We start from the raw sequence: 24091 nt of genomic DNA on the forward strand, positions 1-24091 counted from the left end.
GGCCCGCGACAAAGCGCCCCCCACTGCAACACGGGGGCGCCTATAATGCCGGGCTCGGCAGTTCACCACGCGGTTTTCAAGGCTCTTCATGGATTTCAACCCGATCGACCTCGTCCTGCACCTCGACACCTATCTCTCGCTGCTGGTCAACAACTACGGAGCCTGGATCTACGCCATCCTGTTCCTGGTGATCTTCTGCGAAACCGGCCTGGTGGTAACGCCCTTCCTCCCCGGCGACTCCCTGCTGTTCATCGCCGGCGCCATCTGCGCCACCGGCGGCATGGACCCGTGGCTGCTCGGCGGCCTGCTGCTGTTCGCGGCCATCAGCGGCGACAGCACCAACTACGTGATCGGCCGCACCCTGGGCAAACGGCTGTTCAGCAACCCGGACTCCAAGGTGTTCCGCCGCGACTACCTGGATCAGACCCACGCCTTCTACGAGCGCCACGGCGGCAAGACCGTGACCCTCGCGCGCTTCCTGCCGATCGTGCGCACCTTCGCGCCCTTCGTCGCCGGCATGGCCTACATGCCCTACCTGCGCTTCCTGTTCTTCAGCGTCGCCGGCAGCATCGCCTGGGTCGGCGGCCTGGTCACCCTGGGCTATTTCTTCGGCAACGTGCCCTTCATCAAGCAGAACCTGTCGGTGATGATCATCGCCATCATCGCCTTCTCCCTGGTGCCCATGCTGATCGGCGTGGTCCGCCACAAGCTGGCGCGCCCCACCAAGCCGCAGGCCTCGGAGCGCTGATACCGCAATGTGGTCGTTCAGCGCCTGGCGCCGCCGGCGCTTCCTCGCCCGCCACCCGCTGGACGCGCAGCTGTGGGCCGAAGTGCTGCGGCGCCTGCCGATCCTCGACGGCCTGGGCGAAGAGGAACTGCGCCTGCTCGGCGAGCGGGCGCTGTTGTTCCTGCGCGACAAGCACCTGACCGCCCTGCCCGGCGTCGAGCTGGACGACTTCCGCTGCCTGCTGCTGGCGGCCCAGGCCCAGTTGCCGCTGCTGCACCTGCCGGAGCTGAACTGGTACGGCGGCTTCCACGAACTGGTGCTCTACCCCGACGACTTCCTCAGCCCGCAGAAGCACCGCGACCCGGCCGGGGTGATCCACGAGTTCGACGACGAACGCAGCGGCGAGACCTCGCTGCAGGGCCCGGTGGTGCTGGCCTGGCCCGGGGTGGAGAACGGCGGCGGCTGGGACGCCTACAACCTGGTGATCCACGAACTGGCGCACAAGCTGGACATGCTCGACGGCGACGCCAACGGCCTGCCGCCGCTGCACCGCGACATGCGCATCGGCGACTGGTCGGCGGCCATGAAGTCGGCCTACGACGAGATGAACCGCAAGCTCGACCGCCATCCCGGCGCGCACACCGCCATCGACCCCTACGCCGCGGAGAACCCGGCGGAATTCTTCGCCGTCACCAGCGAATACTTCTTCACCGCCCCCGACCTGCTGCACCAGGCCTATCCGAAGGTCTACGAGCAACTGGCGCTGTTCTACCGGCAAGATCCGCTTGCGCGCCTGCAGCGGTTGCAGCGCGAGCACCCCGACTATCAGGAAACTCCGGCGCACTGAGCGATGTCTGTGGCTTGGCCACGGCAATCTGCCTATAATCCGCCGCACTTTTTCGGCCCGACCAACCCCCTTGGAGTCGTCCATGAGCTACAGCAGCATCCCGGCTGGCAAAGACCTGCCGAACGACATCTACGTCGCCATCGAGATCCCGGCCAACCACGCGCCGATCAAGTACGAGATCGACAAGGACACCGACTGCCTGTTCGTCGACCGTTTCATGGCCACCCCGATGTTCTACCCGGCCAACTACGGCTTCATCCCCAACACCCTGGCCGACGACGGCGACCCCCTGGACGTGCTGGTCGTGACCCCCTACCCGGTGGCCCCGGGTTCGGTGATCCGCGCCCGTCCGGTCGGCGTGCTGAACATGAGCGACGAAGCCGGCGGCGACGCCAAGCTGATCGCCGTACCGCACGACAAGCTGAGCGTGCTGTACCAGGACGTGAAGGAATACACCGACCTGCCGGCCCTGCTGCTGGAGCAGATCAAGCACTTCTTCGAGAACTACAAGGACCTCGAGAAGGGCAAGTGGGTCAAGGTCGAAGGTTGGGGCAACGCCGAAGAGGCTCGCTCCTACATCACCAAGGCCGTCGCCGCCTTCCAGGCCAAGTGATGGTCGCGGGGTGACCCGCCACGAAGAAGCCCCGCCCCGCGCGGGGCTTTTTTCTGCGCGCGAAAGGCACGCCCGTCGCAACGACGGCGCCCTGGCGGAAATGCCATTAGGCAAGCCCGGCCGAATTTGCTAAAGTGCGCGCCCACGACGCCGGCGCCAGAGCCGCGTCCACAGAATTCAAAGGCGGTCGCGGCTTACCAGAAGTAAGGACGGGCCACCCCCTGAAGAGCCGGCCACAAGCTGGCTTTTTTAATTTCAAGGCTCGACTTTTCCTACTGCTGCCTTGGCGCCCTCACGGCCTCCTGGGCCATGAGCAATAATGCTTCCCCTGGAAAAGCGAAAGGCCTCGGCGAACTCACCGAGGCCATGACGCCGGCCGGGCGCTCCCAGTCCATTTGCCAAGTACTCTGGCGGAAGCCCTCCCATTGTCCGAGGGCGCTTCCCGACGCGAGCGTTACCCTGGAACGCATCGCCGGCTACTCGGATTGCCATCGGCCCATCGTGCCTCCCGGCACCGGCCGCGGCCGCCTACTATCAACCCCATCGATCATCATCATCGACCCAAACGAATTCATATCGCTTTTCATCGATATATAGTTCGTTCCCAAGCGATACACACAAAGGCAGCGATGAGCGAAGCACTGAACCTCGACGAAATCTTCAAGGCCCTGGCCCACCCCGTGCGGCGCGACATGCTGCATTGGCTGAAGGACCCGGAGCGCTATTTCGACGAGCAGGAGCACCAGCCTTTCGCCATCGGCGTCTGCGCCGGGAAGTTCGACCAGCGCACCGGGTTGTCGCAATCCACCGTCTCGGCGCATCTGGCCACCCTCCAGCGCGCCGGGTTGGTGACCAGTCGGAAAATCGGCCAGTGGCATTTCTTCAAACGCAATGAGGAAACCATCGCGGCCTTTGTTCGCCACCTGAGCGAAGCGCTGTAGCCGCAGCGAACTGCCTAGAACATCCCACTCTTTTCCAGGAGCAGGCGCATGCCCCTTCCGCTTCTCGTCCTCGCCTTGTCCGCGTTCGCCATCGGCACCACGGAATTCGTCATCATGGGCTTGCTGCCGGACGTCGCCGGCGACCTCGCCGTCTCCATCCCCAGCGCCGGCTGGCTGGTCAGCGGCTATGCCTTCGGCGTGGCCGTGGGCGCGCCCATCATGGCGCTGCTCACCGCCAGGCTGCCGCGCAAGCGCGCGCTGCTGATGCTCATGGGCATCTTCATCCTCGGCAACTTCCTCTGCGCGGTGGCCGCCAGCTACGGCATGCTGATGCTGGCGCGGATCGTCACCGCGCTCTGCCACGGCGCCTTCTTCGGCATCGGCTCGGTGGTCGCCGCCGGCCTGGTGCCGGCCAACCGCAAGGCCTCCGCCGTGGCCCTGATGTTCACCGGGCTGACCCTCGCCAACGTGCTCGGCGTGCCGCTGGGCACCGCCCTCGGCCAGGCCGCCGGCTGGCGCTCGACCTTCTGGGTGGTGACGGTCATCGGCGTGTTCGCGCTGATCGGCCTGTGGCGCATCCTGCCCGCCGGGCATGACGAGGAAGCCGTGGACCTGCGCCAGGAAGCCGCGGCCCTGCGCAGCGGCCAGTTGTGGCTGGCGCTGGGCACCACCGTGCTGTTCTCCGCCGCGGTGTTCGCCCTGTTCACCTACGTCGCCCCGCTGCTGGGCGAGGTCACCCAGGTGTCGCCGCGCGGCGTGACCTGGACCCTGGTGCTGATCGGCCTGGGCCTGACCCTCGGCAACATCCTCGGCGGCCGCCTCGCCGACTGGCGCCTGGGCACCACCCTGGCGGGGGTCTTCGCCACCATGGCGGTGGTCTCCGCGGCGCTGAGCTGGACCAGCCATTCGCTGCTGCCGGCCGAGGTCACCCTGTTCCTCTGGGCCGCGGCCGCCTTCGCCGCCGTGCCGGCCCTGCAGGTCAACGTGGTGCGCGTCGGCCAGGGCGCGCCCAACCTGGTCGCCACCCTGAACATCGGCGCCTTCAACGTCGGCAACGCCGTCGGCGCCTGGGTCGGCGGCAGCGTCATCGACCACGGCCTGGGCCTGACCCGCGTGCCCCTGGCCGGCGCCCTGCTCGCAGTGCTGGCGCTGATCGCGGTAATGATCGCCTTCAGCGGCAGGCCCAACCAGACGCAACCCGTCCTCGACCGAACCCCGGATCAACCCCGTAACGGAGCACCGCAGCAATGACCACGCTCTTCGACCCCATCACCCTCGGCGACCTGCAACTGCCGAACCGCATCATCATGGCCCCGCTGACCCGCTGCCGCGCCGACGAGGGCCGCGTGCCCAACGCGCTGATGGCCGAGTACTACACCCAGCGCGCCGACGCCGGCCTGATCCTCAGCGAAGCCACCTCGGTGACGCCCATGGGCGTCGGCTACCCGGACACCCCCGGCATCTGGTCCGACGACCAGGTGCGCGGCTGGAGCAACGTGACCAAGGCCGTGCACGCCAACGGCGGGCGCATCTTCCTGCAGCTGTGGCACGTGGGCCGCATCTCCGACCCGCTGTACCTGAACGGCGAGACGCCGGTGGCGCCCAGCGCCATCAAGCCGGCCGGCCACGTCAGCCTGGTGCGCCCGCTGAAGGAATACGTCACCCCGCGCGCCCTGGAGACCGAGGAGATCGCCGACATCGTCGAGGCCTACCGCCAGGGCGCCGAGAACGCCAAGGCCGCCGGCTTCGACGGCGTGGAGATCCACGGCGCCAACGGCTACCTGCTCGACCAGTTCCTGCAGAGCAGCACCAACCAGCGCAGCGACCGCTACGGCGGCGCCATCGAGAACCGCGCGCGCCTGCTGCTGGAAGTCACCGACGCCGCCATCGAAGTCTGGGGCGCCGGCCGAGTCGGCGTGCACCTGGCGCCGCGCATGGACTCCCACGACATGGGCGATGCCGACCCGCTGGCCACCTTCGGCTACGTGGCCCGCGAGCTGGGCAAGCGCGGCGTGGCCTTCATCTGCACCCGAGAGAAGGAGGGCCCGGACAGCATCGGCCCGAAACTGAAGGAAATCTTCGGCGGCCCGTACATCGCCAACGAGCGCTTCACCAAGGCCAGTGCCAACGAATGGCTGGCCAGCGGCAAGGCCGACGCGGTGGCCTTCGGCATCCCCTTCATCGCCAACCCGGACCTGGTGGAGCGCCTGGCCAAGGACGCGCCGCTGAACGAGGCGCACCCGGAGACCTTCTACGCCAAGGGCCCGGTCGGCTACCTGGACTACCCGCGGCTGTAAGGGCTGGGCATGAAGAAAAGGGCGCCTCCTGAAGGCGCCCTTTTCGTTTGTGGCGTGGCGCTTTTCGTATGCGAAGAGCCAAGAGCCCCTCTCCCCAGCCCTCCCCCTTCAGGGAGAGGGCTGGGGAGAGGGAACGGAGCCAACCCAAAGCACGAAAGCCGCCAGTGAATACCGTTCAGAAGCTATGTAGGAGCGCGCCCTGCGCGCGAATCGCGGGCAGGGCCCGCTCCTACACGGATGCTCAACGGTTGGTCAGCTGCTGCTGGAGGTTCTGCACCTGCGCCTGCAGCGCGTTGATGTTGCGCGTGACCTGGGCGCGGAAGGCGTCGAACTCGGCGGTGCTGCCGCCCTGCTGGCCCTGCTTGCCCTCGACTTCGCTGCGCAGGATCAGCAGGTCGTCCTGGATGCTCTTGATCGACTGGCTCTGGTCGCCGCGCTTCTTCAGCGCCGCGATGTCGGCGCTCAGGTTCTGGATCTGCGCGTTGGCGCTGGCCAGGTCGCCCTGCAGGCTCTTCACCTTCGCCTGTTCGTCGGCCAGCGACTTGATCTTGCCGTCGAGCTGGGCGATCAGTTGCGCGGCGCTGTCCTGCTGGGCCTTGAGCTCGTTGCTCAACTGGTCGAGGCGCTTGGCCTGCTGGCCGTCGATCTGCGACAGCGAGTCCTGCTGCTGGCGCGCCTGGTCGGCGAGCCGGCCCTGCAACTGCTTGACCTGCAGCTTGAGCTGCTCGCGCTCGCTAGTGACGGAGGATTCGTTCTGGACGAACTTGCCGCGGATGTCGTCGAGGCGGCCGGCGGCTTCCTCGCTGATCTTGGCGAAGCTTTCCTGGGTGGCGATCAGTTGCTGCTCCATCAGCGCCAGTTGCTGGTGGCTCCACCAGGCCACGGCGCCCAGGGCGATGGCCATGGCCGCGACCAGCGCCCACAGCGGGCCGGTGCTGGCGCCGCCCTTGGGCTGGGGCGCCAGGCGCTTGCCGTCGGGCTCGTAGACGCGGCGCGGATGGTGGCCGAACTCGTCGCGGTCGGCGGCGTCGGTGGTCAGGCTGGGCACATCGTCGAAGTCGTCGAAACTGTCGTTACGCATGAAGGAAACCTGTGGAGGGAAAGCGGCATGGCGCCTGCGCAGGGCGCAGTATATCCGTTCGCGCCGGGACCTTGGACAGCGCGCCATCGGGGGGCGCGGCGCACCGCGGCGGCGCGCGCCGGCCCTGGCAGAGACCACGCCGGCGCGGCCGGGGTTCCCGCCAGGCCGCGGAAATAGTGGCGAGGCGACAGTATGGCATATGCCTTGCTCCGCCTCAGCACCGGCGCCACCCTGGCGCCCACTGCGGGGGAGGGAGTTGGGTGATCGAATTCAACAAGGCCATCCTGGATTGCATGCGCGAACTGCGCCGCCGTCTGCGCGAGGAACAGGCGCTGGACATCCAGTTCCAGCAAGCCGACGCCATCGCGCTCATGCTGCACGCCTGCGAGGGCTCCAGCCGCGAGGGCACCCGCGAGCTGGGCCAGCGCCTCAGCGAACTGAGCGGCGTGCGCCTGCCGCGGGTGGTGCAGGAGCCGAGCTTCCTGCCCAGCGAGTCCGGGCAACGGCATTACTCGGGACCGTTGCGCGGGTGACGCCGGGGTCGAGCGCAGCAATATCCCGGGCGATGGGTTTCGCTGCGCCCCACCCATCCTACGAAAGCGATGGAAGCCGCGACGGACGCTTCAGAGGCCGCTGGCCTTCCACCAGTCGCAGAACTCGTCCACCGCGTCCCACAGGCTGGCGCGCGGCTCGTAGCCGAGGAACTGGCGGGCGCGGCCGATATCCAGGCTGAAGTCCTTGGCCAGCACCGCCATGCCCATGCGCGTCAGCACCGGCTCGGGGCGGCCCGGGCGCAGGTAGCAGAGGCCCTCGTTCAGCGCCGCCAGCGACCAGGCCAGGGGGTAGGGCATGTGCGCGGTCACCGGCGGCAGGTCGAGGCGGCGCATCACGTAGTTGACCACGTCCCACAGCGGCACCGGCTGGCCGTTGCTGATGTTGTAGGCCTGGCCGAGCGCCGTGCCGGTGACCAGCAGCGCGCTGAACAGGGCGTCGTTGAGGTTCTGCACGCTGGTGAAGTCGACCTTGTTCAGGCCCTTGCCGATGATCTTCAGCCTGCCCTTGCGCTGCGCCGCGATCATCCGCGGGAAGATGCTGGTGTCGCCGGCGCCGGTGACGAAGCGCGGGCGCAGCGCCAGCACCTCCAGGCCGAACTCGGCGGCGCCCAGGGCGACCTTTTCCGACTGGTACTTGGTGGCGCCGTAGTGGTTGGCGAAGCGCGTCGGCACCTGGTCCTCGTTCAGGCCGACGTGGGCGCGGCCATCGAAGTAGATCGACGGCGAGGACAGGTGCACCAGGCGCCGCACGCCCTGCCTCAGGCAGGCCTCGACCACGCTCTCGGTCATCACCACGTTGGCCTGGTGGAAGTGTTCGTAGGGGCCCCACACGCCCACCGCGCCGGCGCAGTGCACCACGGCGTCCACGCCATCGCACAGGCGCCGCACCAGGGCCGCGTCCGCCAGGTCGCCCGGCATGAACTCCGCGCCCCGCCGCACCAGCGGCTCCAGGGCCTGGGCGCGGCGGCCGTTGACGCGTACCGCCAGGCCCTGCTCCAGGGCGAAGCGGGCGAAACGCCCACCGATGAACCCGCTCGCGCCGGTGACCAGAATCTTCATGCACGCACCTCTATAGTTGTTGTCTGCCGACTCTAGCAGGCCACCCGCCCGGCCACGCTGGCCGCGCACGCCAGAACAGCGTCCTTGCCGGCCGCCCGACTCGCGGCCGGGTGACAAGCCGTGTCGCGGCCGGTTAGAACCACGGCGATCCTTCCCCGTTCCCTGTGCGAGGCCTCCGAATGAGCAAGCCCTACTGGATGATCTACGGCGCCAACGGCTATACCGGCCGCCTGGTGGCCGAGGAGGCCCGGCGCCAGGGCCTGAGCCCGCTGCTGGGCGGGCGCGACCCCGCCACCGTGCAGGCGCTGGGCAGCGTGCTGGGCCTGGAGTGCCGGGTGTTCGGCGCCGACGGCGCAGCCGGGGCCCTGGCCGACGTGGCCGTGCTGGCCAACTGCGCCGGCCCCTTCTCCGCCACCGCCGCGCCCCTGCTGGAGGCCTGCCTGGCCAATGCCACGCACTACGTCGACATCACCGGCGAGATCGGCGTCTTCGAACACGCCCACGGCCTCGACGAGCGCGCCCGCGCCGCCGGCTGCGTGGTCTGCCCCGGCGTCGGCTTCGACGTCATCCCCACCGACTGCGTCGCCGCCTGCCTGGCCGAGGCGCTGCCCGACGCCACCCAGTTGGCGCTGGGCTTCGACACCGGCAGCGGGCTCTCGCCGGGCACCGCCAAGACCACGGTGGAAGGCCTGAAGCTGGGCGGCAAGGTGCGCCGCGACGGCCGCCTGGTCGAGGTGCCGCTGGGCTACAAGCGCCGCGACATCGACTTCGGCCGCGGCCTCAAGCACGCCGTGAGCATTCCCTGGGGCGACGTCGCCACCGCCTTCTACAGCACCGGCATCCCCAATATCGAGGTGTACCTGCCGGCGCCGCCGCTGGCGGCCCTTGGCATGCGCCTGATCGACCCGCTGCGCCCGCTGCTGGGCCGCGACGGCGTCCAGCACTGGCTCAAGCAGCAGGTGCAGCGGCGCGTGAAGGGCCCCGACGAGCAGGCGCGCAGCCGGCTGCGCACCTGGGTCTGGGGCGAGGCGCGCAACGGCCGCGGCGAGCGGCGCACGGCGCGCCTGGAGACCGCCAACGGCTACGACGTCACCGTGCACGGCGTGCTCCTGGCCGTGCGCCACCTGCTCGGCCACCACGGCCCCGGCGGCTACTTCACTCCGTCGCAGCTGTTCGGCCCGCGCTGCGTGGAGGCCCTGCCGGGCAGCGGGCGCATCGTCATCCGCGGCTGATCGGCACCAGGCTGGCCGCGGCCCGGCGCAGCAGGTGGGCGGTCAGCGCGGCGAGCAGCTCGCCGCCGTTGCGCCAGTGGTGCCAGTACAGCGGCACGTCGATCACCTGGCCCGGCAGCAGCTCCACCAGCTCGCCGCGGGCCAGCTCGCCGCGCACCTGCTGTTCCGGCACCAGGCCCCAGCCCAGGCCGCCGCAGGTCATGCGCACGAAGCCCTCGGACGAGGGGCACAGGTGGTAGATGAAGGTGCCGTCCACGCCCAGGTCGGCGAGGTAGCGGTGCTGCAACTGGTCGTCGGGGCCGTAGACGATGGCCGGCGCCCGCGCCAGCGCCTCGGCCCGCACGCCCCCGGGGAAGTGCCGGGCGATGAAGGCCGGGCTGGCCAGGCCGCGGTAGCGCATCGCCCCCAGCGGCTCGCTGCGGGCGCCCGCCACCGGCCGCGGGCTGGCGCACAGGCAACCGGCCACCTCGCCGGCGCGCATGCGCTTGAGGCCCACCTCCTGGTCTTCCACCACCAGGTCCAGCAGCACCTTGCGCTCGGCGCAGAAGTCGCCGACGGCATCGGCCCACCAGGTCGCCAGGCTGTCGGCGTTGAGCGCCAGGCGCAGGCGCTCGGGCGAGCCGCCCTCGTCCAGCGCCGGCACCCACTGCTGCAGGTCGCCCTCCAGCAGGCGCACCTGCTGCACGTGGTTGAGCAGGCGGCGGCCCAGCTCGGTGGGCTGCGGCCGCGCCGCGCGCACCAGCACCGGCTGGCCGACGCGCGCCTCGAGCAGCTTGATGCGCTGCGAGATCGCCGACTGCGACAGGCCCAGGGCCTGGGCGCCGCGCTCGAAGCCGCCCTGCTCCACCACGGCGGCCAGGGCCGCGAGCAATTTGTAGTCGAACATCAGTTTTCCTAATGAGCCATCAACAGGATTCGTTTTCCTTATACAGGCACAGGCCCCAGACTCGCCAGGCATTCCCCCCGAACCCACCCACCGGAGCCCGACCATGCCTGGCGTGACCATCCCCGTTCCCTCGCTGCAGCGCCGCCAGGGGAGGGCCTGAACATGTGGCAGAGCTACCTCAACGGCCTGCTGGTGGCCGCCGGCCTGATCATCGCCATCGGCGCGCAGAACGCCTTCGTCCTGGCCCAGAGCCTGCGCCGCGAGCATCACCTGTCGGTGGCCGCGCTCTGCGTGCTGTGCGACGCCGTGCTGGTCAGCGCCGGGGTGTTCGGCCTGGCCAAGGTGCTGGCGGAGAACCCCACCCTGCTGGCCGTGGCCCGCTGGGGCGGGGTGATCTTCCTGGTCTGGTACGGCGCCAAGGCCCTGCGCCGCGCCATCGCCCCCCAGGCCATGGCCGACGCCGGGCAGACCGGCCCGCGCTCGCGCCGCGCGGTGCTGCTGGCGGCGCTGGCGGTGACCCTGCTCAACCCCCACGTGTACCTCGACACCGTCCTGCTGATCGGCTCCCTCGGCGCCCAGCAGGCCGCCCCCGGCGCCTACGCCATGGGCGCGGCCAGCGCCTCGCTGCTGTGGTTCTTCACCCTGGCCCTGGGCGCCGCCTGGCTCGCGCCCTGGCTGGCGCGCCCGGCCACCTGGCGCCTGGTCGACCTGATGGTGGCGGTGATGATGCTGGGCATGGCCAGCCAGTTGGTGTTCGCCGCCTGAGCCCCGGCGGCGAAACGGATCGAACCCCCGGGCCCCACGGCAGTCCACCCCAGTGCACGGGAACGCCGCGCACCGGCGCTGGCGCGCGGCTTTGCCCCTACAGTTGCTGCGTGGATATGCCGGGGGGCGGGTGCTATGATCCGACCTTCGCGGCGCCAGCCTGCCAGGCCTGCTGGACGCACCCGACGCGCGCCCCGTTCTGCGGAACAGGGGCGCTACGTACGATGCCGCGACAATCACCGAACCGGCCCCGTGTACCGGTCGCGCGTTCGCCGCGCTAGCCCTGACCTGAGGAAGATAGGAGAGACACCATGGCTTTCGAATTGCCGCCGCTGCCTTACGCCAAGAACGCCCTCGAGCCGCACATTTCCGCGGAAACCCTGGAATACCACCACGACAAGCACCACAACACCTACGTCGTCAACCTGAACAACCTGATCCCCGGCACCGAGTTCGAAGGCAAGAGCCTGGAAGACATCGTCAAGACCTCTTCGGGCGGCATCTTCAACAACGCGGCCCAGGTGTGGAACCACACCTTCTACTGGGAATGCCTGGCTCCCAACGGCGGTGGCCAGCCCACCGGCGCCCTGGCCGACGCCATCAACGCCGCCTTCGGTTCCTTCGACAAGTTCAAGGAAGAGTTCACCAAGACCGCCATCGGCACCTTCGGCTCCGGCTGGGCCTGGCTGGTGAAGAAGGCCGACGGCTCCCTGGCCCTGGCCAGCACCATCGGCGCCGGCAACCCGCTGACCAGCGGCGACACCCCGCTGCTGACCTGCGATGTGTGGGAACACGCCTACTACATCGACTACCGCAACCTGCGTCCGAAGTACGTCGAGGCGTTCTGGAACCTGGTGAACTGGGACTACGTGGCGAAGAACTTCGCTGCCTGATACCCTCGGCTCACCCGCGGAAACCCGGCCTGGAGCCGGGTTTCTGCTTTCTGCGCGCCAGAAGGGCAAGGCTCGGCTAACCTGAGGTGCGGATTTGGTCGGAAAAAGGGTGATGGCCCTTTGACGTCAAAGCTCCGTTTGCCAATACTCAGACCAGTCTTTCGCCGGATGGCGATGAACAAGGAAAGCACCCTTGAAACTGGACCCCCGGCACAGGCTCTCCCTCAAGCTGCTGCGCGTCGTACTGCTCGCGGCGCTGGTGGTGGGGGTCGTCCTGAGTTGCGCGCAGATCGTCTTCGACGCCCACAAGGCGCGGCAGGCGGTGCACAACGACGCCCAGCGGATCCTCGCCATGGTCCGCGACCCGTCGACCCAGGCGGTCTACAGCCTGGACCGCGACATGGCCATGCAGGTGCTCGAAGGCCTGTTCCAGCATGAAGCGGTGCGCTACGCAGCCATCGGCCACCCCGACGAGCCCATGCTGGCGGAAAAATCCCGCCCGCTGCTGGACTCGCCCACCCGCTGGCTCACCGACCCCATCCTCGGCCCCGAGCAGCACTATTCCATCCGCCTGGTCGGCCGCGGCGAGCCCGGCGAATACTACGGCGACCTGAAGATCACCCTGGACACCGCGCCCTACGGCCAGGACTTCGTGGTCACCTCGGTGATCATCTTCCTCTCCGGCATCCTCCGCGCCCTGGCCATGGGCCTGGTGCTGTTCCTGGTCTACCACTGGCTGCTGACCAAGCCGCTGTGGCGTATCATCGACCACCTCACCAGCATCAACCCCGACCGCCCCGGCGAGCACAAGCTGCCGATGCTGGCCGGCCACGAGCACAACGAACTGGGGCTGTGGATCAACACCGCCAACCAGTTGCTCGAATCCATCGAGCGCAACGGCCACCTGCGCCGCGAGGCGGAGAACAGCCTGCTGCGCATCTCCCAGTACGACTTCCTCACCGGCCTGCCCAACCGCAAGCTGCTGCAGCAGCGCCTGGACCAGATCCTCTCCGACGCCGGCCGCGAGCAGCGCCGCGTGGCGGTGCTGTGCCTGGGCCTGGACGACTTCAAGGGCATCAACGAGCAGCACGGCTACCAGTTCGGCGACCAGTTGCTGATCGCCCTGGCCGACCGCCTGCGCGGCCACAGCGCCCAGCTCGGCGCCCTGGCGCGCCTGGGCGGCGACCAGTTCGCCCTGGTCCAGGCCGACGTCGAGCAGCCCTACGAGGCGGCGGAGCTGGCCCAGCAGATCCTCGACGACCTCGAGCTGCCCTTCCAGCTCGACGAGCAGCCGGTGCAGCTGCGCGCCACCATCGGCATCACCCTCTACCCCGAGGATGGCGAGAGCACCGAGAAGCTGCTGCAGAAGGCCGAGCAGACCATGACCCTGGCCAAGACCCGCTCGCGCAACCGCTACCAGTTCTACATCGCCAGCGTCGACAGCGAGATGCGCCGCCGCCGCGAGCTGGAGAAGGACCTGCGCGAGGCGCTGTCGCGCAACGAACTGCACATCGTCTACCAGCCGCAGGTGGACTACCGCGACCACCGCGTGGTCGGCGTCGAGGCCCTGCTGCGCTGGCAGCACCCGACCCAGGGCTGGGTCGCGCCGGACCTGTTCATCCCTCTGGCCGAGCAGAACGGCAGCATCTTCGCCATCGGCGAATGGGTGCTCGACCAGTCCTGCAAGCAATTGCGCGAATGGCACGACCAGGGCTTCGACGACCTGCGCCTGGCGGTCAACCTGTCCACCGTGCAGCTGCGCCACAACGCCCTGCCGCGGGTGGTCAGCAACCTGCTGCAGATCCACCGCCTGCCGCCGCGCTCGCTGGAGCTGGAGGTCACCGAGACCGGCCTGATGGAAGACATCTCCACCGCCGCCCAGCACCTGCTCAGCCTGCGCCGCGCCGGCGCGCTGATCGCCATCGACGATTTCGGCACCGGCTACTCCTCGCTCAGCTACCTGAAGAGCCTGCCGCTGGACAAGATCAAGATCGACAAGAGCTTCGTCCAGGACCTGCTGCAGGACGACGACGACGCCACCATCGTCCGGGCCATCATCCAGCTGGGCAAGAGCCTGGGCATGCAGGTCATCGCCGAGGGCGTGGAGACCCTCGAGCAGGAGGCGTACATCATCGCCCAGGGCTGCCACGAGGGGCAGGGCTACCTGTACAGCAAGCCGCTGCCGGCGCGCGAGCTGACCCTCTACCTGAAGCAGGCGCGGCGCCTGGCCGAGGCCGCCGGCAGCTCCAGCATCGAGCGGCGCTGAGGCCCCGGCCAACCCCTGAAAAAGAAGCCGCGCTGGCCAATGGCTGGCGAATTGCTCGCACGGCCTTTTCAAAAATGCAAATCTTTCGCATTATGTTGCCGCTTTCTCTGCGCATACACTTTCGCGCCACCCCATGCTAAGGAACCCGTCATGACTCGTATGCCCTGGGCCACCGCCAGCCTGCTGGCCATCGCCATCTCCCTCGCCGGCTGCGGCGACGACAAGAAAGAAGCTTCCGCCCCGGCCAGCCAGGCAGCCGCGCCGGCCGCCAGCACCCAGGGCGCCGCCCCGGCGGCCGCCAAGGTCGACGAGGCCGCGGTCAAGGCCGTGGTGAAGAACTACGCGGACATGGCTGAGGCCGTCTTCAGCGACTCCCTGAGCACCGCCAAGGACCTGCAGAAAGCCGTCGACGCCTTCCTCGCCAAGCCCAGCGAAGAAACCCTCAAGGCCGCCCGCCAGGCCTGGCTGGCCGCCCGCGTGCCCTACTCGCAGAGCGAAGCCTTCCGCTTCGGCAACAAGGTGGTCGACGACTGGGAAGGCGCGGTCAACGCCTGGCCGCTGGACGAAGGCCTGATCGACTACGTCGCCAAGGACTACCAGCACGCCGAGGGCAACCCGGCCGCCAGCGCCAACATCGTCGCCAACACCGAGATCCAGGTCGGCGAAGACAAGATCGACGTCAAGGAAATCACCGGCGAGAAGCTGGCCAGCCTGAACGAAGTGGCCGGCTCCGAGGCCAACGTCGCCACCGGCTACCACGCCATCGAGTTCCTCCTCTGGGGCCAGGACCTCAACGGCACCAAGCCCGGCGCCGGCAACCGCCCCTACACCGACTACGTCCAGGGCAAGGACTGCACCAACGGCCATTGCGACCGCCGCGCGGCCTACCTGAAGGCGGTCACCGACCTGCTGGTCACCCAGCTGGAGGAAATGGTCGGCAACTGGAAGGCCGGCGTCGCCGACAACTACCGCGCCAAGCTGGAAGCCGACGGCGCCGACGCCAACCTGCGCAAGATCTTCTTCGGCATGGGCAGCCTGTCCCTGGGCGAGCTGGCCGGCGAGCGCATGAAGGTGGCCCTGGAAGCCAACTCCACCGAAGACGAGCACGACTGCTTCAGCGACAACACCCACCACACCCTGTACTTCAACGCCGAAGGCATCCGCAACATCTACCTGGGCGAGTACAAGCGCGTGGACGGCAGCGTGGTCAAGGGCCCGAGCGTGGCCGACCTGGTGGCCAAGGCCGATGCCCAGGCCAACACCGACCTGAAGGCCGACCTCGACGCCACCCAGGCCAGGATGCAGGCCATCGTCGACCGCGCCGAAAAGGATGGCGTGCACTTCGACCAGATGATCGCCCCGGCCGACGAGGCCGACCACAAGATCATCAGCGACACCATCGCCTCCCTGGTCAAGCAGACCGGCGCCATCGAGAAGGCCGCCGCCGCCCTGGGCATCCAGGACCTGAAGCCGGACAACGCCGATCACCAGTTCTGATCGACGCCCGCGCTGCGGCAACCCGCCGCGGCGCATGCCGGTTGAGCCAAGGCCCCGCTAGCCGGGGCCTTGGCATTTCATCCGGGCCGACGCGGCAATAGCGAATACAAATTTTTAATATTTGCATTTGCCCAACTGCTAAGATGGCCCGCCCGTTTTTCAGCCTGGATCGCCTCGATGTACCGCCGTCCAACCGCCACCCTCGCCGCCCTGCTCGCCACCCTCGCCCTCGCCGGTTGCGGTCGCGAAGAGCCCAGGGCGGTGGCCGAACCGGGCGAGGCGCTGTCCGGCGGCGGCGCCACCGTCTACCAGGCCGACCGCAACGCCTACTCCATGCCCTCGGGCAACCTCACGCCCAGCCGCCGCCTGGACTTCAGCGTGGGCAACAGCTTCTTCCGCAACCCCTGGGTGATCGCGCCCACCACCACCACCGCGCGCGACGGCCTGGGGCCGCTGTACAACACCAACGCCTGCCAGAACTGCCACATCAAGGATGGCCGCGGCCATCCGCCGGGGCCCAAGGACATCAACGCGGTGTCCATGCTGGTGCGCCTGTCGATCCCCGCCGGGCCCGGCGACGCCCGCACCCTCAAGCGCCTGGGCGTGGTGCCCGAGCCGGTCTACGGCGGCCAGCTGCAGGACTCGGCGATCCCCGGCGTGGCGCCCGAGGCGCGGGTGCGCGTGGACTACGAGCCGGTGAAGGTGAGCTTCAGGGACGGCACCGAGGTCGAGCTGCGCAAGCCGATCCTGCGCCTGACCGAGCTGGGCTACGGCCCCATGCACCCGGACACGCAGTTCTCCGCCCGCGTCGCCCCGCCGATGATCGGCCTGGGCCTGCTGGAGGCCATCCCCGAGGCCGCCATCCTGGCCAACGCCGACCCCGGGGACCGCAACGGCGACGGCATCCGCGGCCGCGCCAACCGCGTCTGGGACGACGCCCGCCAGCAGACCGTGCTCGGCCGCTTCGGCTGGAAGGCCGGGCAGCCCGACGTGGCGCAGCAGAACGCCCACGCCTTCTCCGGCGACATGGGCCTGACCAGCCCCCTGCTGGCCGCCGACGACTGCACCGAAGCCCAGGTCGCCTGCCGCCAGGCCGTCGACGGCGGCAAGCCCGAGGTCAGCCAGCGCATCTTCGACCAGGTCGCCTTCTACGCGCGCAACCTGGCGGTGCCGGCGCGGCGCAAGGTCGACGACCCGCAGGTGCTGGCCGGCAAGGCGCTGTTCCACCAGGCCGGCTGCGCCGGCTGCCACACCCCGAAGTTCACCACCGGGGCCGACGCCGCCGAGCCGGAACTGGCCAACCAGGTGATCCGCCCCTACAGCGACCTTCTACTACATGACATGGGTGAGGGACTCGCGGACAATCGCCCGGAATTTCTCGCCAGCGGACGCGACTGGCGCACCCCGCCGCTGTGGGGCATCGGCCTGACCGAGGTGGTCAACGGCCATACCCAGTTCCTCCACGACGGGCGCGCGCGCAACCTGCTGGAAGCCGTGCTCTGGCACGGCGGCGAGGCCGAGGCGGCCAGGCAGCGGGTACTGGCCTTCGACGCCGCGCAGCGCAGCGCCCTGCTGGACTTCCTGAATTCACTCTAAGGAGCCGAACATGTTCCGCCCCCGACTACTGCTCACCAGCCTCGCCATCGCCCTGGGCGCCTGCTCGCCGCAGGACCCGCAGGCGACCACCAGCGCCGCGCTGGCCCAGCAGGTGATCCTGCCGGCCTACGGCCGCTGGGTCGACGCCGACCGCGCGCTGGCCGCCAGTTCCCTGGCCTTCTGCCAGGGCAAGGAAGAACTGGCCAAGGCTCGCGCCGACTTCGTCGCCGCGCAGAAGGCCTGGGCCGAGCTGCAGCCGCTGCTGATCGGCCCGCTGGCCGAGGGCAACCGCGCCTGGCAGGTGCAGTTCTACCCGGACAAGAAGAACCTGGTGGCGCGCCAGGTCGAGCAGTTGCTCAGCGGCGGCGCGCAGATCACCCCCGCCACCCTGGCCAAGTCCAGCGTGGTGGTGCAGGGCCTGACCGCCTACGAGTACATCCTCTTCGACGCCAGGATCGACCTGGCAGACGCCGCTACCCGCGCGCGCTACTGCCCGCTGCTGGAAGCCATCGGCGAACACCAGCAGGCCCTGGCCCAGGACATCCTGGCGCGCTGGAAGGCCGACAACGGCATGCTCGCGCAGATGAGCAAGTTCCCCAACGAGCGCTACGCCGACGCCCACGAGGCCATCGCCGAGATGCTCCGTGTGCAGGTCACCGCCCTGGACATGCTGAAGAAGAAGCTCGGCACCCCGCTGGGCCGCCAGAGCAAGGGCATCCCGCAGCCGTTCCAGGCCGAGAACTGGCGCAGCGACGCCTCCCTGGCCAGCCTGGAATCCAGCCTGAACGGCGCCGAGGCGCTGTGGAAGGGCTCCGACGGCAAGGGCCTGCGCGCCCTGCTGCCGGGCGAGCAGAAGGACCTGGCCGGCAAGATCGACGCCGCCTACGCCGACGTCCACGGCAAGTTCGCCGCGCTCAGGCAGCCCCTGGGCGAACTGCTCAAGGACGACGCCGGCATCAAGCAGCTCAACGAGCTGTACGACAGCCTGAACGTGGTCCACCGCCTGCACGAGGGCGAGCTGGCCAAGGCATTGGGCGTGCAGCTGGGCTTCAACGCCAACGACGGCGACTGACCGGCCGGGCGTCGGCCAGGCGTCGTTGGAGAGACGCCTGGCGCCAGCTCGCCAGGTCAAGGCAACGATGTGAAAGAGGTGAACGCCATGCTGCGACGTCACGTGATCGGCCTGGGCAGCCTGCTGCTCGGCGCCCTCTCCTTCGGCGGCTGGACGCTGTCGCGCAAGGGCCGGGAGCCCCTGCTGCTGTCCGCCCGCGACGACGCGGACGGCAAGCACTACGCGGTGGGCTACCGCCTGGACGGCAAGTGCGCGTTCGCCACCGAGGTGGGCCTGCGCTGCCACGCCATCGTCCAGCACCCGAGCCTGCCGCTGGCGCTGTTCGTGGCCCGCCGCCCGGGGCGCCAGAGCTACCTGGTGAGCCTGGAGGACGGCCGCCTGCTGCAGACCCTCGATTCGCAGCCGGACCGCCACTTCTACGGCCACGGCGTGTGGCACGGGGACGGCGAGTGGCTCTACGCCACCGAGAACGACACCACCGACCCGGGCCGCGGCCTGCTCGGCATCTACCGCTTCGACGGCGAGCGCCTGGCGCACGCCGGCGAAGTGCCGACCCACGGCCTGGGGCCCCACGAAGTGGCCTGGCTGCCCGACGGCGAGACCCTGGTGGTGGCCAACGGCGGCATCCGCACCGAGGCCGAGAGCCGGGTCGAGATGAACCTCGACGCCATGGAGCCGAGCCTGGTGCTGATGCGCCGCGACGGCGCGCTGATCTCCAAGGAAACCCTGGCCCAGCAGATGAACAGCGTGCGCCACCTGGCCATCGCCGCCGACGGCACCATCGTCGCCTGCCAGCAGTTCATGGGCGACGCCCACGAGGCCGCCGAGCTGCTCGCCATCAAGCGCCCGGGGCAGGCCTTCCAGGGCTTCCCGCTGGGCGAGGAGCAACGCCAGGCCATGGTCCAGTACACCGCCAGCGTGGCGGTGCACGACGAACTGCGCCTGGTGGCCCTGACCGCGCCGCGCGGCAACCGCTTCTTCATCTGGGACCTGGACAGCGGCGCCCTGCGCCTGGACGCGCCGCTGCCCGACTGCGCCGGCGTCGGCGCGGTGAAGGACGGCTTCGTGGTCACCTCCGGCCAGGGCCGCTGCCGCCTCTACGACTGCCGTGGCGAGAAGATCGCCGCCCAGCCGCTGCAACTGCCCCCGGCGTTCTGGGACAACCACCTGCACCTGGCCTCCTGAGCCGCGCCCGGCGGGCCCTCGGCGCAGAGGGCGCGCTCGCCTTGCGGGGGCGCGCTAAATCCCCCGGCGGGGGAAACGTCCTGCAATCAAGGTACTTTGACGCGGAAGCGAACTCCATCTAATGTGCGCACTTCTGCCCCGCAACGGGGCATTCCCGACAGGCTCCGGGAAGCGATGCAGTCCCGCGAACGCAGGGCCGGCCATGCAGGAGCGGGCCTCTCGCGGCGCAGAGCCGCCAGGCACTCACCAAGGAACAGGAACATGTTGCGCCGCATGCTGATCATGCTCGGCGCGGTCGCCGTCATAGTCGCGGTGCTCGCCGGCTCCAAGTATCTCTCCATCCAGAAGCAGATCGCCCAGTTCACCGCGCCGCGCCCGCCGGTCAGCGTCACCGCGGTGAAGGCCGAGGCGCTCACCTGGCAGAGCCGCCTGCCGGCCATCGGCACCCTGCGCGCCAACCAGGGCGTGGTGCTCACCGCCGAAGCCTCCGGCACCGTGCGCCAGGTGCTGTTCGCCTCCGGCGAGAAGGTCCGCGTCGACCAGCCCATCGTGCAGCTGGAGAACGACGTCGAGGCCGCCACCCTGCGCACCGCCGAGGCCGACCTCAACCTGGCCCAGGTGGAATTCGAGCGCGGCCGCAGCCTGGTCGGCCGCCAGGCCATCTCCAAGAGCGAGTTCGACCGCCTGGCCGCGCAGCTGCAGCGCTCCAGCGCCACGGTCGCGCAGCTCAAGGCGGCGCTGGCGAAGAAGCGCGTGCTCGCCCCCTTCGACGGCACCATCGGCATCCGCCAGGTGGACGTCGGCGACTACGTCTCGCCGGGCACGCCCATCGCCACCCTGCAGGACCTTTCCACCCTGCTGGTGGACTTCTTCCTGCCGGAACAGGACTTCCCCCGCCTGCAGGTCGGGCAGCGCGTGCTGGTCACGGTCGCGGCCTACCCAGGCCAGGTGTTCGAGGCGCGCATCCAGGCGCTGAACCCGCGGGTGGACAACGAGACGCGCAACCTGCAGGTGCGCGCGGCCATGGCCAACCCCGACGGCAAGCTGCTGCCAGGCATGTTCGCCAGCCTCGAGGTGCAGCTGCCGGAAACCGCGCAGCGCGTGGTGGTGCCGGAAACCGCCATCGCCTTCACCCTGTACGGCAACTCGGTGTACGTGGTGGTGCCCAAACAGGACCAGGACGGCAAGCCGCAGAACGACGCCAAGGGCCAGCCGCTGCTGGCCGTGGAGCGCCGCTTCGTCAAGGTCGGCGAGCGCCGCGAAGGCAAGGCGGTGATCCTCGACGGCCTGAAGGCCGGCGAGCCGGTGGTGACCAGCGGCCAGCTCAAGCTGGACAGCGGCACGCCGGTGGCCATCGTCGACGACGTGCGCTGACCGCAACCGATGCACAGGGCGGCCCCCGCGGCCGCCGAACCCCGCCCGGCCACGGCCGCGCGGGCGCAACGACAAAGGACTGGAACCATGGCCTTTACCGATCCCTTCATCCGCCGCCCGGTGCTGGCGACGGTGGTCAGCCTGCTGATCGTCCTGCTCGGCATGCAGGCCTTCAGCCGCCTGGTGATCCGCGAATACCCGCAGATGGAGAACGCGCTCATCACCGTCACCACCTTCTACGCCGGGGCCAACGCCGAGACCATCCAGGGCTACATCACCCAGCCGCTGCAGCAGAGCCTGGCCAGCGCCGAGGGCATCGACTACATGACCTCGGTGAGCCGGCAGAACTACTCGGTGATCTCCATCTACGCGCACATCGGCGCCAACACCGACCGCCTGGTGACCGAGCTGCTGTCGAAGATCGGCGAGGTGAAGACGCAGCTGCCACCCGACGCCGAGGACCCGGTGCTGGACAAGGAAGCCGCCGACGCCTCGGCGCTGATGTACATCAGCTTCTACAGCGAGCACATGGACAACCCGCAGATCACCGACTACCTGTCGCGGGTGATCCAGCCCAAGCTCGCCACCCTGCCGGGCATCGCCGAGGCGGAGATCCTCGGCAACCAGGTGTTCGCCATGCGCCTGTGGCTGGACCCGGTGAAGATGGCCGCCTACGGCATCACCGCCAGCGACATCGACGACGCCGTGCGCAAGTACAACTTCCTCTCCGCCGCCGGCGAGGTGAAGGGCGAGCTGGTGGTCACCAGCGTCAACGCCGCCACCGACCTGAAGTCGCCGGAGGCCTTCGCCGCCATCCCGCTGAAGACCCTCGGCGATCGCCGCGTGCTGATGAGCGACGTGGCGCGGGTCGAACTGGGCGCGGCCAGCTACGACTCGGTCAGCTCGTTCAACGGCATTCCCTCGGTGTACATCGGCATCAAGGGCACGCCCAGCTCCAACCCGCTGGACGTGATCAAGGAAGTCCGCGCCAAGATGCCCGAGCTGGAGGAACAGCTGCCGCCGGACCTGAAGGTGTCCATCGCCTACGACGCCACGCGCTTCATCCAGGCTTCCATCGACGAGGTGGTGAAGACCCTCGGCGAGGCCATCCTCATCGTCATAGTGGTGGTCTTCCTGTTCCTCGGCGCCTTCCGCTCGGTGCTGATCCCGGTGGTGACCATCCCGCTGTCGATGATCGGCGTGCTGTTCTTCATGCAGCTGATGGGCTACTCCATCAACCTGCTGACGCTGCTGGCCATGGTGCTCGCCATCGGCCTGGTGGTGGACGACGCCATCGTGGTGGTGGAGAACATCCACCGCCACATCGAGGACGGCAAGTCGCCCTTCCAGGGCGCCATCGAAGGGGCGCGGGAAATCGCCGTGCCGGTGGTCACCATGACCATCACCCTGGCCGCGGTGTACGCCCCCATCGGCTTCCTCAGCGGCCTGACCGGCGCGCTGTTCAAGGAGTTCGCCTTCACCCTGGCCGGCGCGGTGATCATCTCCGGCATAGTGGCGCTGACGCTGTCGCCGATGATGTGCTCGCGCCTGCTGCGCCACGAGGAGAACCCCAGCGGCCTGGCGCACCGCCTGGACCTGATGTTCGAGGCCCTGAAGCGGCGCTACCAGCGCAGCCTCCACGCCACCCTGGACAACCGCCCGGTGGTGCTGACCTTCGGCGTGCTGGTGCTGGCGATCATCCCGCTGCTGCTGGTGTTCACCCACAAGGAACTGGCGCCGGAGGAAGACCAGGGCATCGTCTTCCTCATGGCCAACGCGCCGCAGACCGCCAACCTGGACTACCTGAACAAGTACACCAGCCAGTTCGAGGGCATCTTCCGCACCTTCCCCGAGTACTACTCGGCGTTCCAGATCAACGGCTACAACGGCGTGCAGACCGGCATCGGCGGCATGCTGCTCAAGCCCTGGGACGAGCGCCAGCGCAGCCAGATGGAACTGCTCCACGCGGTGCAGGCGGAACTGGACAAGATCCCCGGCCTGCAGATCTTCGGCTTCAACCTGCCGTCGCTGCCGGGCACCGGCGAAGGCCTGCCGTTCCAGTTCGTGATCAACACCGCAAGCGACTACGAGTCGCTGCTGCAGGTGGCCGAGCGGGTGAAGAAGCGCGCCGAGGCATCCGGCAAGTTCGCCTTCCTCGACCTCGACCTGGCCTTCGACAAGCCGGAGCTGGTGGTCGACATCGACCGCGCCAAGGCCGCGCAGATGGGCGTGTCCATGCAGGACCTGGGCGTCACCCTGGCCAGCCTGCTGGGCGAGGGCGAGATCAACCGCTTCACCATCGACGGGCGCAGCTACAAGGTGATCGCCCAGGTCGAGCGGCACTTCCGCGAGAACCCCGGCTGGCTGGGCAGCTACTACGTGAAGAACGGCCGCGGCGAGCTGCTGCCGCTGTCCACCGTGGTGACCCTGCACGAGCGCGCGCGGCCGCGCCAGCTCAACCAGTTCCAGCAGCTGAACTCGGCGATCATCTCCGGCGTGCCGCTGGTGAGCATGGGCGACGCCATCGACAGCGTGAAGCAGATAGCCGAGCAAGAGTCGCCGCGCGGCTTCGCCTTCGACTATGCCGGCGCCTCGCGGCAGTTCGTCCAGGAAGGCAACGCGCTGATGCTGACCTTCGCCCTGGCCCTGGCGGTGATCTTCCTGGTACTGGCGGCGCAGTTCGAGAGCTTCCGCGACCCGCTGGTGATCATGGTCACGGTGCCGCTGTCGATCTGCGGCGCGCTGGTGCCGCTGTTCCTCGGCCTGTCGAGCCTGAACATCTACACCCAGGTGGGCCTGGTGACGCTGATCGGGCTGATCAGCAAGCACGGCATCCTCATCGTCGAGTTCGCCAACCAGCTGCGCCACGAGCGCGGCCTGGGCGTGCGCGAGGCCATCGAGGAAGCCGCGGCCATCCGCCTGCGGCCGGTGCTGATGACCACCGCGGCCATGGTCCTGGGGGTGATCCCGCTGCTGCTGGCCACCGGCGCCGGCGCGGTGAGCCGCTTCGACATCGGCGTGGTGATCGCCACCGGCATGAGCGTGGGCACCCTCTTCACCCTGTTCGTGCTGCCCTGCGTGTACACGCTGCTGGCGAAGAAGGACCTGGCGCCCGCGGCCGAACCGACGCCGGCGCACTGAACGGACGATACCGTGTCTCGCCAAAGACTGTAGGAGCGGACCCTGCCCGCGATTCGCGCGCAAGG

Annotated in this window: 20 protein-coding genes; 17 read left to right on the plus strand and 3 right to left on the minus strand. The window is 69.0% G+C overall.

The window, feature by feature from the left end:
- Positions 1-88: 88 nt before the first annotated feature.
- From CHC02_RS01230 to CHC02_RS01255, 6 genes are all read left to right on the plus strand, one after another.
- The gene (locus CHC02_RS01230; RefSeq protein WP_089389693.1) at positions 89-748 is read left to right on the plus strand and encodes a DedA family protein; all 660 of its coding nucleotides are present in this window, start codon (positions 89-91) and stop codon (positions 746-748) included.
- Positions 749-755: 7 nt separating this feature from the next.
- Complete coding sequence (locus tag CHC02_RS01235) at positions 756-1574, plus strand: M90 family metallopeptidase (RefSeq protein WP_089389694.1); 819 nt, start codon at positions 756-758, stop codon at positions 1572-1574.
- A gap of 82 nt (positions 1575-1656) precedes the next feature.
- On the plus strand, positions 1657-2187 hold the full coding sequence (gene ppa, locus CHC02_RS01240; RefSeq protein ID WP_089389695.1) for an inorganic diphosphatase: 531 nt from the start codon (positions 1657-1659) through the stop codon (positions 2185-2187).
- Between the two features lie 629 nt (positions 2188-2816).
- Positions 2817-3128 carry an ArsR/SmtB family transcription factor gene (locus CHC02_RS01245; protein WP_089389696.1) on the plus strand — a complete coding sequence of 104 codons (312 nt, stop codon included), beginning with the start codon at positions 2817-2819 and terminating at the stop codon, positions 3126-3128.
- Between the two features lie 48 nt (positions 3129-3176).
- Complete coding sequence (locus CHC02_RS01250) at positions 3177-4379, plus strand: MFS transporter (protein WP_089389697.1); 1203 nt, start codon at positions 3177-3179, stop codon at positions 4377-4379.
- Entirely contained in the window at positions 4376-5425 is a 1050-nt protein-coding gene (locus CHC02_RS01255) for an alkene reductase (RefSeq protein ID WP_089389698.1), read from the plus strand. The genes CHC02_RS01250 and CHC02_RS01255 overlap by 4 nt, the downstream gene beginning before the upstream one ends.
- 241 nt (positions 5426-5666) lie before the next feature.
- On the opposite strand, the gene CHC02_RS01260 is transcribed toward CHC02_RS01255, so the two are convergent.
- The gene (locus CHC02_RS01260) at positions 5667-6506 is read right to left on the minus strand and encodes a kinetochore Spc7 family protein (protein WP_089389699.1); all 840 of its coding nucleotides are present in this window, start codon (positions 6504-6506) and stop codon (positions 5667-5669) included.
- 263 nt (positions 6507-6769) lie between these two features.
- Between CHC02_RS01260 and CHC02_RS01265 the strand changes: the two genes are divergently transcribed.
- Positions 6770-7039, plus strand: coding sequence for a hypothetical protein (locus CHC02_RS01265; RefSeq protein WP_244160886.1), 270 nt, complete (start codon positions 6770-6772; stop codon positions 7037-7039).
- A 90-nt stretch (positions 7040-7129) separates the two neighbouring features.
- Here the strand turns inward: CHC02_RS01265 and CHC02_RS01270 are convergent, their stop codons facing one another.
- Positions 7130-8119 carry an NAD-dependent epimerase/dehydratase family protein gene (locus tag CHC02_RS01270; protein WP_089389701.1) on the minus strand — a complete coding sequence of 330 codons (990 nt, stop codon included), beginning with the start codon at positions 8117-8119 and terminating at the stop codon, positions 7130-7132.
- A 179-nt stretch (positions 8120-8298) separates the two neighbouring features.
- Here CHC02_RS01270 and CHC02_RS01275 point away from each other — a divergent pair, with 179 nt between their 5' ends.
- Entirely contained in the window at positions 8299-9351 is a 1053-nt protein-coding gene (locus tag CHC02_RS01275; protein ID WP_089389702.1) for a saccharopine dehydrogenase family protein, read from the plus strand.
- On the opposite strand, the gene CHC02_RS01280 is transcribed toward CHC02_RS01275, so the two are convergent.
- Positions 9338-10237, minus strand: coding sequence for a LysR family transcriptional regulator ArgP (locus CHC02_RS01280; protein ID WP_089389703.1), 900 nt, complete (start codon positions 10235-10237; stop codon positions 9338-9340). The genes CHC02_RS01275 and CHC02_RS01280 overlap by 14 nt on opposite strands.
- Positions 10238-10399: 162 nt before the next feature.
- Here CHC02_RS01280 and CHC02_RS01285 point away from each other — a divergent pair, with 162 nt between their 5' ends.
- From CHC02_RS01285 to CHC02_RS01325, 9 genes are all read left to right on the plus strand, one after another.
- On the plus strand, positions 10400-11002 hold the full coding sequence (locus CHC02_RS01285; protein WP_089389704.1) for a LysE/ArgO family amino acid transporter: 603 nt from the start codon (positions 10400-10402) through the stop codon (positions 11000-11002).
- Positions 11003-11313: 311 nt separating this feature from the next.
- Positions 11314-11895: a superoxide dismutase [Fe] gene (gene sodB / locus CHC02_RS01290; RefSeq protein ID WP_043314054.1), complete on the plus strand. Its 582-nt coding sequence runs from the start codon at positions 11314-11316 to the stop codon at positions 11893-11895.
- A 193-nt stretch (positions 11896-12088) separates the two neighbouring features.
- On the plus strand, positions 12089-14161 hold the full coding sequence (locus CHC02_RS01295) for a putative bifunctional diguanylate cyclase/phosphodiesterase (protein ID WP_089389705.1): 2073 nt from the start codon (positions 12089-12091) through the stop codon (positions 14159-14161).
- A gap of 150 nt (positions 14162-14311) precedes the next feature.
- Entirely contained in the window at positions 14312-15658 is a 1347-nt protein-coding gene (locus CHC02_RS01300) for an imelysin family protein (protein WP_089389706.1), read from the plus strand.
- Positions 15659-15835: 177 nt separating this feature from the next.
- On the plus strand, positions 15836-17254 hold the full coding sequence (locus CHC02_RS01305) for a di-heme oxidoreductase family protein (RefSeq protein ID WP_089389707.1): 1419 nt from the start codon (positions 15836-15838) through the stop codon (positions 17252-17254).
- Between the two features lie 10 nt (positions 17255-17264).
- On the plus strand, positions 17265-18326 hold the full coding sequence (locus tag CHC02_RS01310) for an imelysin family protein (RefSeq protein ID WP_089389708.1): 1062 nt from the start codon (positions 17265-17267) through the stop codon (positions 18324-18326).
- A gap of 87 nt (positions 18327-18413) precedes the next feature.
- Entirely contained in the window at positions 18414-19511 is a 1098-nt protein-coding gene (locus tag CHC02_RS01315; RefSeq protein WP_089389709.1) for a DUF1513 domain-containing protein, read from the plus strand.
- 261 nt (positions 19512-19772) lie between these two features.
- The gene (locus CHC02_RS01320; protein ID WP_089389710.1) at positions 19773-20885 is read left to right on the plus strand and encodes an efflux RND transporter periplasmic adaptor subunit; all 1113 of its coding nucleotides are present in this window, start codon (positions 19773-19775) and stop codon (positions 20883-20885) included.
- A gap of 87 nt (positions 20886-20972) precedes the next feature.
- A complete protein-coding gene (locus CHC02_RS01325) occupies positions 20973-24026 on the plus strand; it encodes a multidrug efflux RND transporter permease subunit (RefSeq protein ID WP_089389711.1) in 3054 nt (1017 codons plus the stop codon).
- Positions 24027-24091: the final 65 nt, after the last annotated feature.

It is taken from the genome of Pseudomonas delhiensis (assembly GCF_900187975.1).
Taxonomy (GTDB): domain Bacteria; phylum Pseudomonadota; class Gammaproteobacteria; order Pseudomonadales; family Pseudomonadaceae; genus Pseudomonas; species Pseudomonas delhiensis.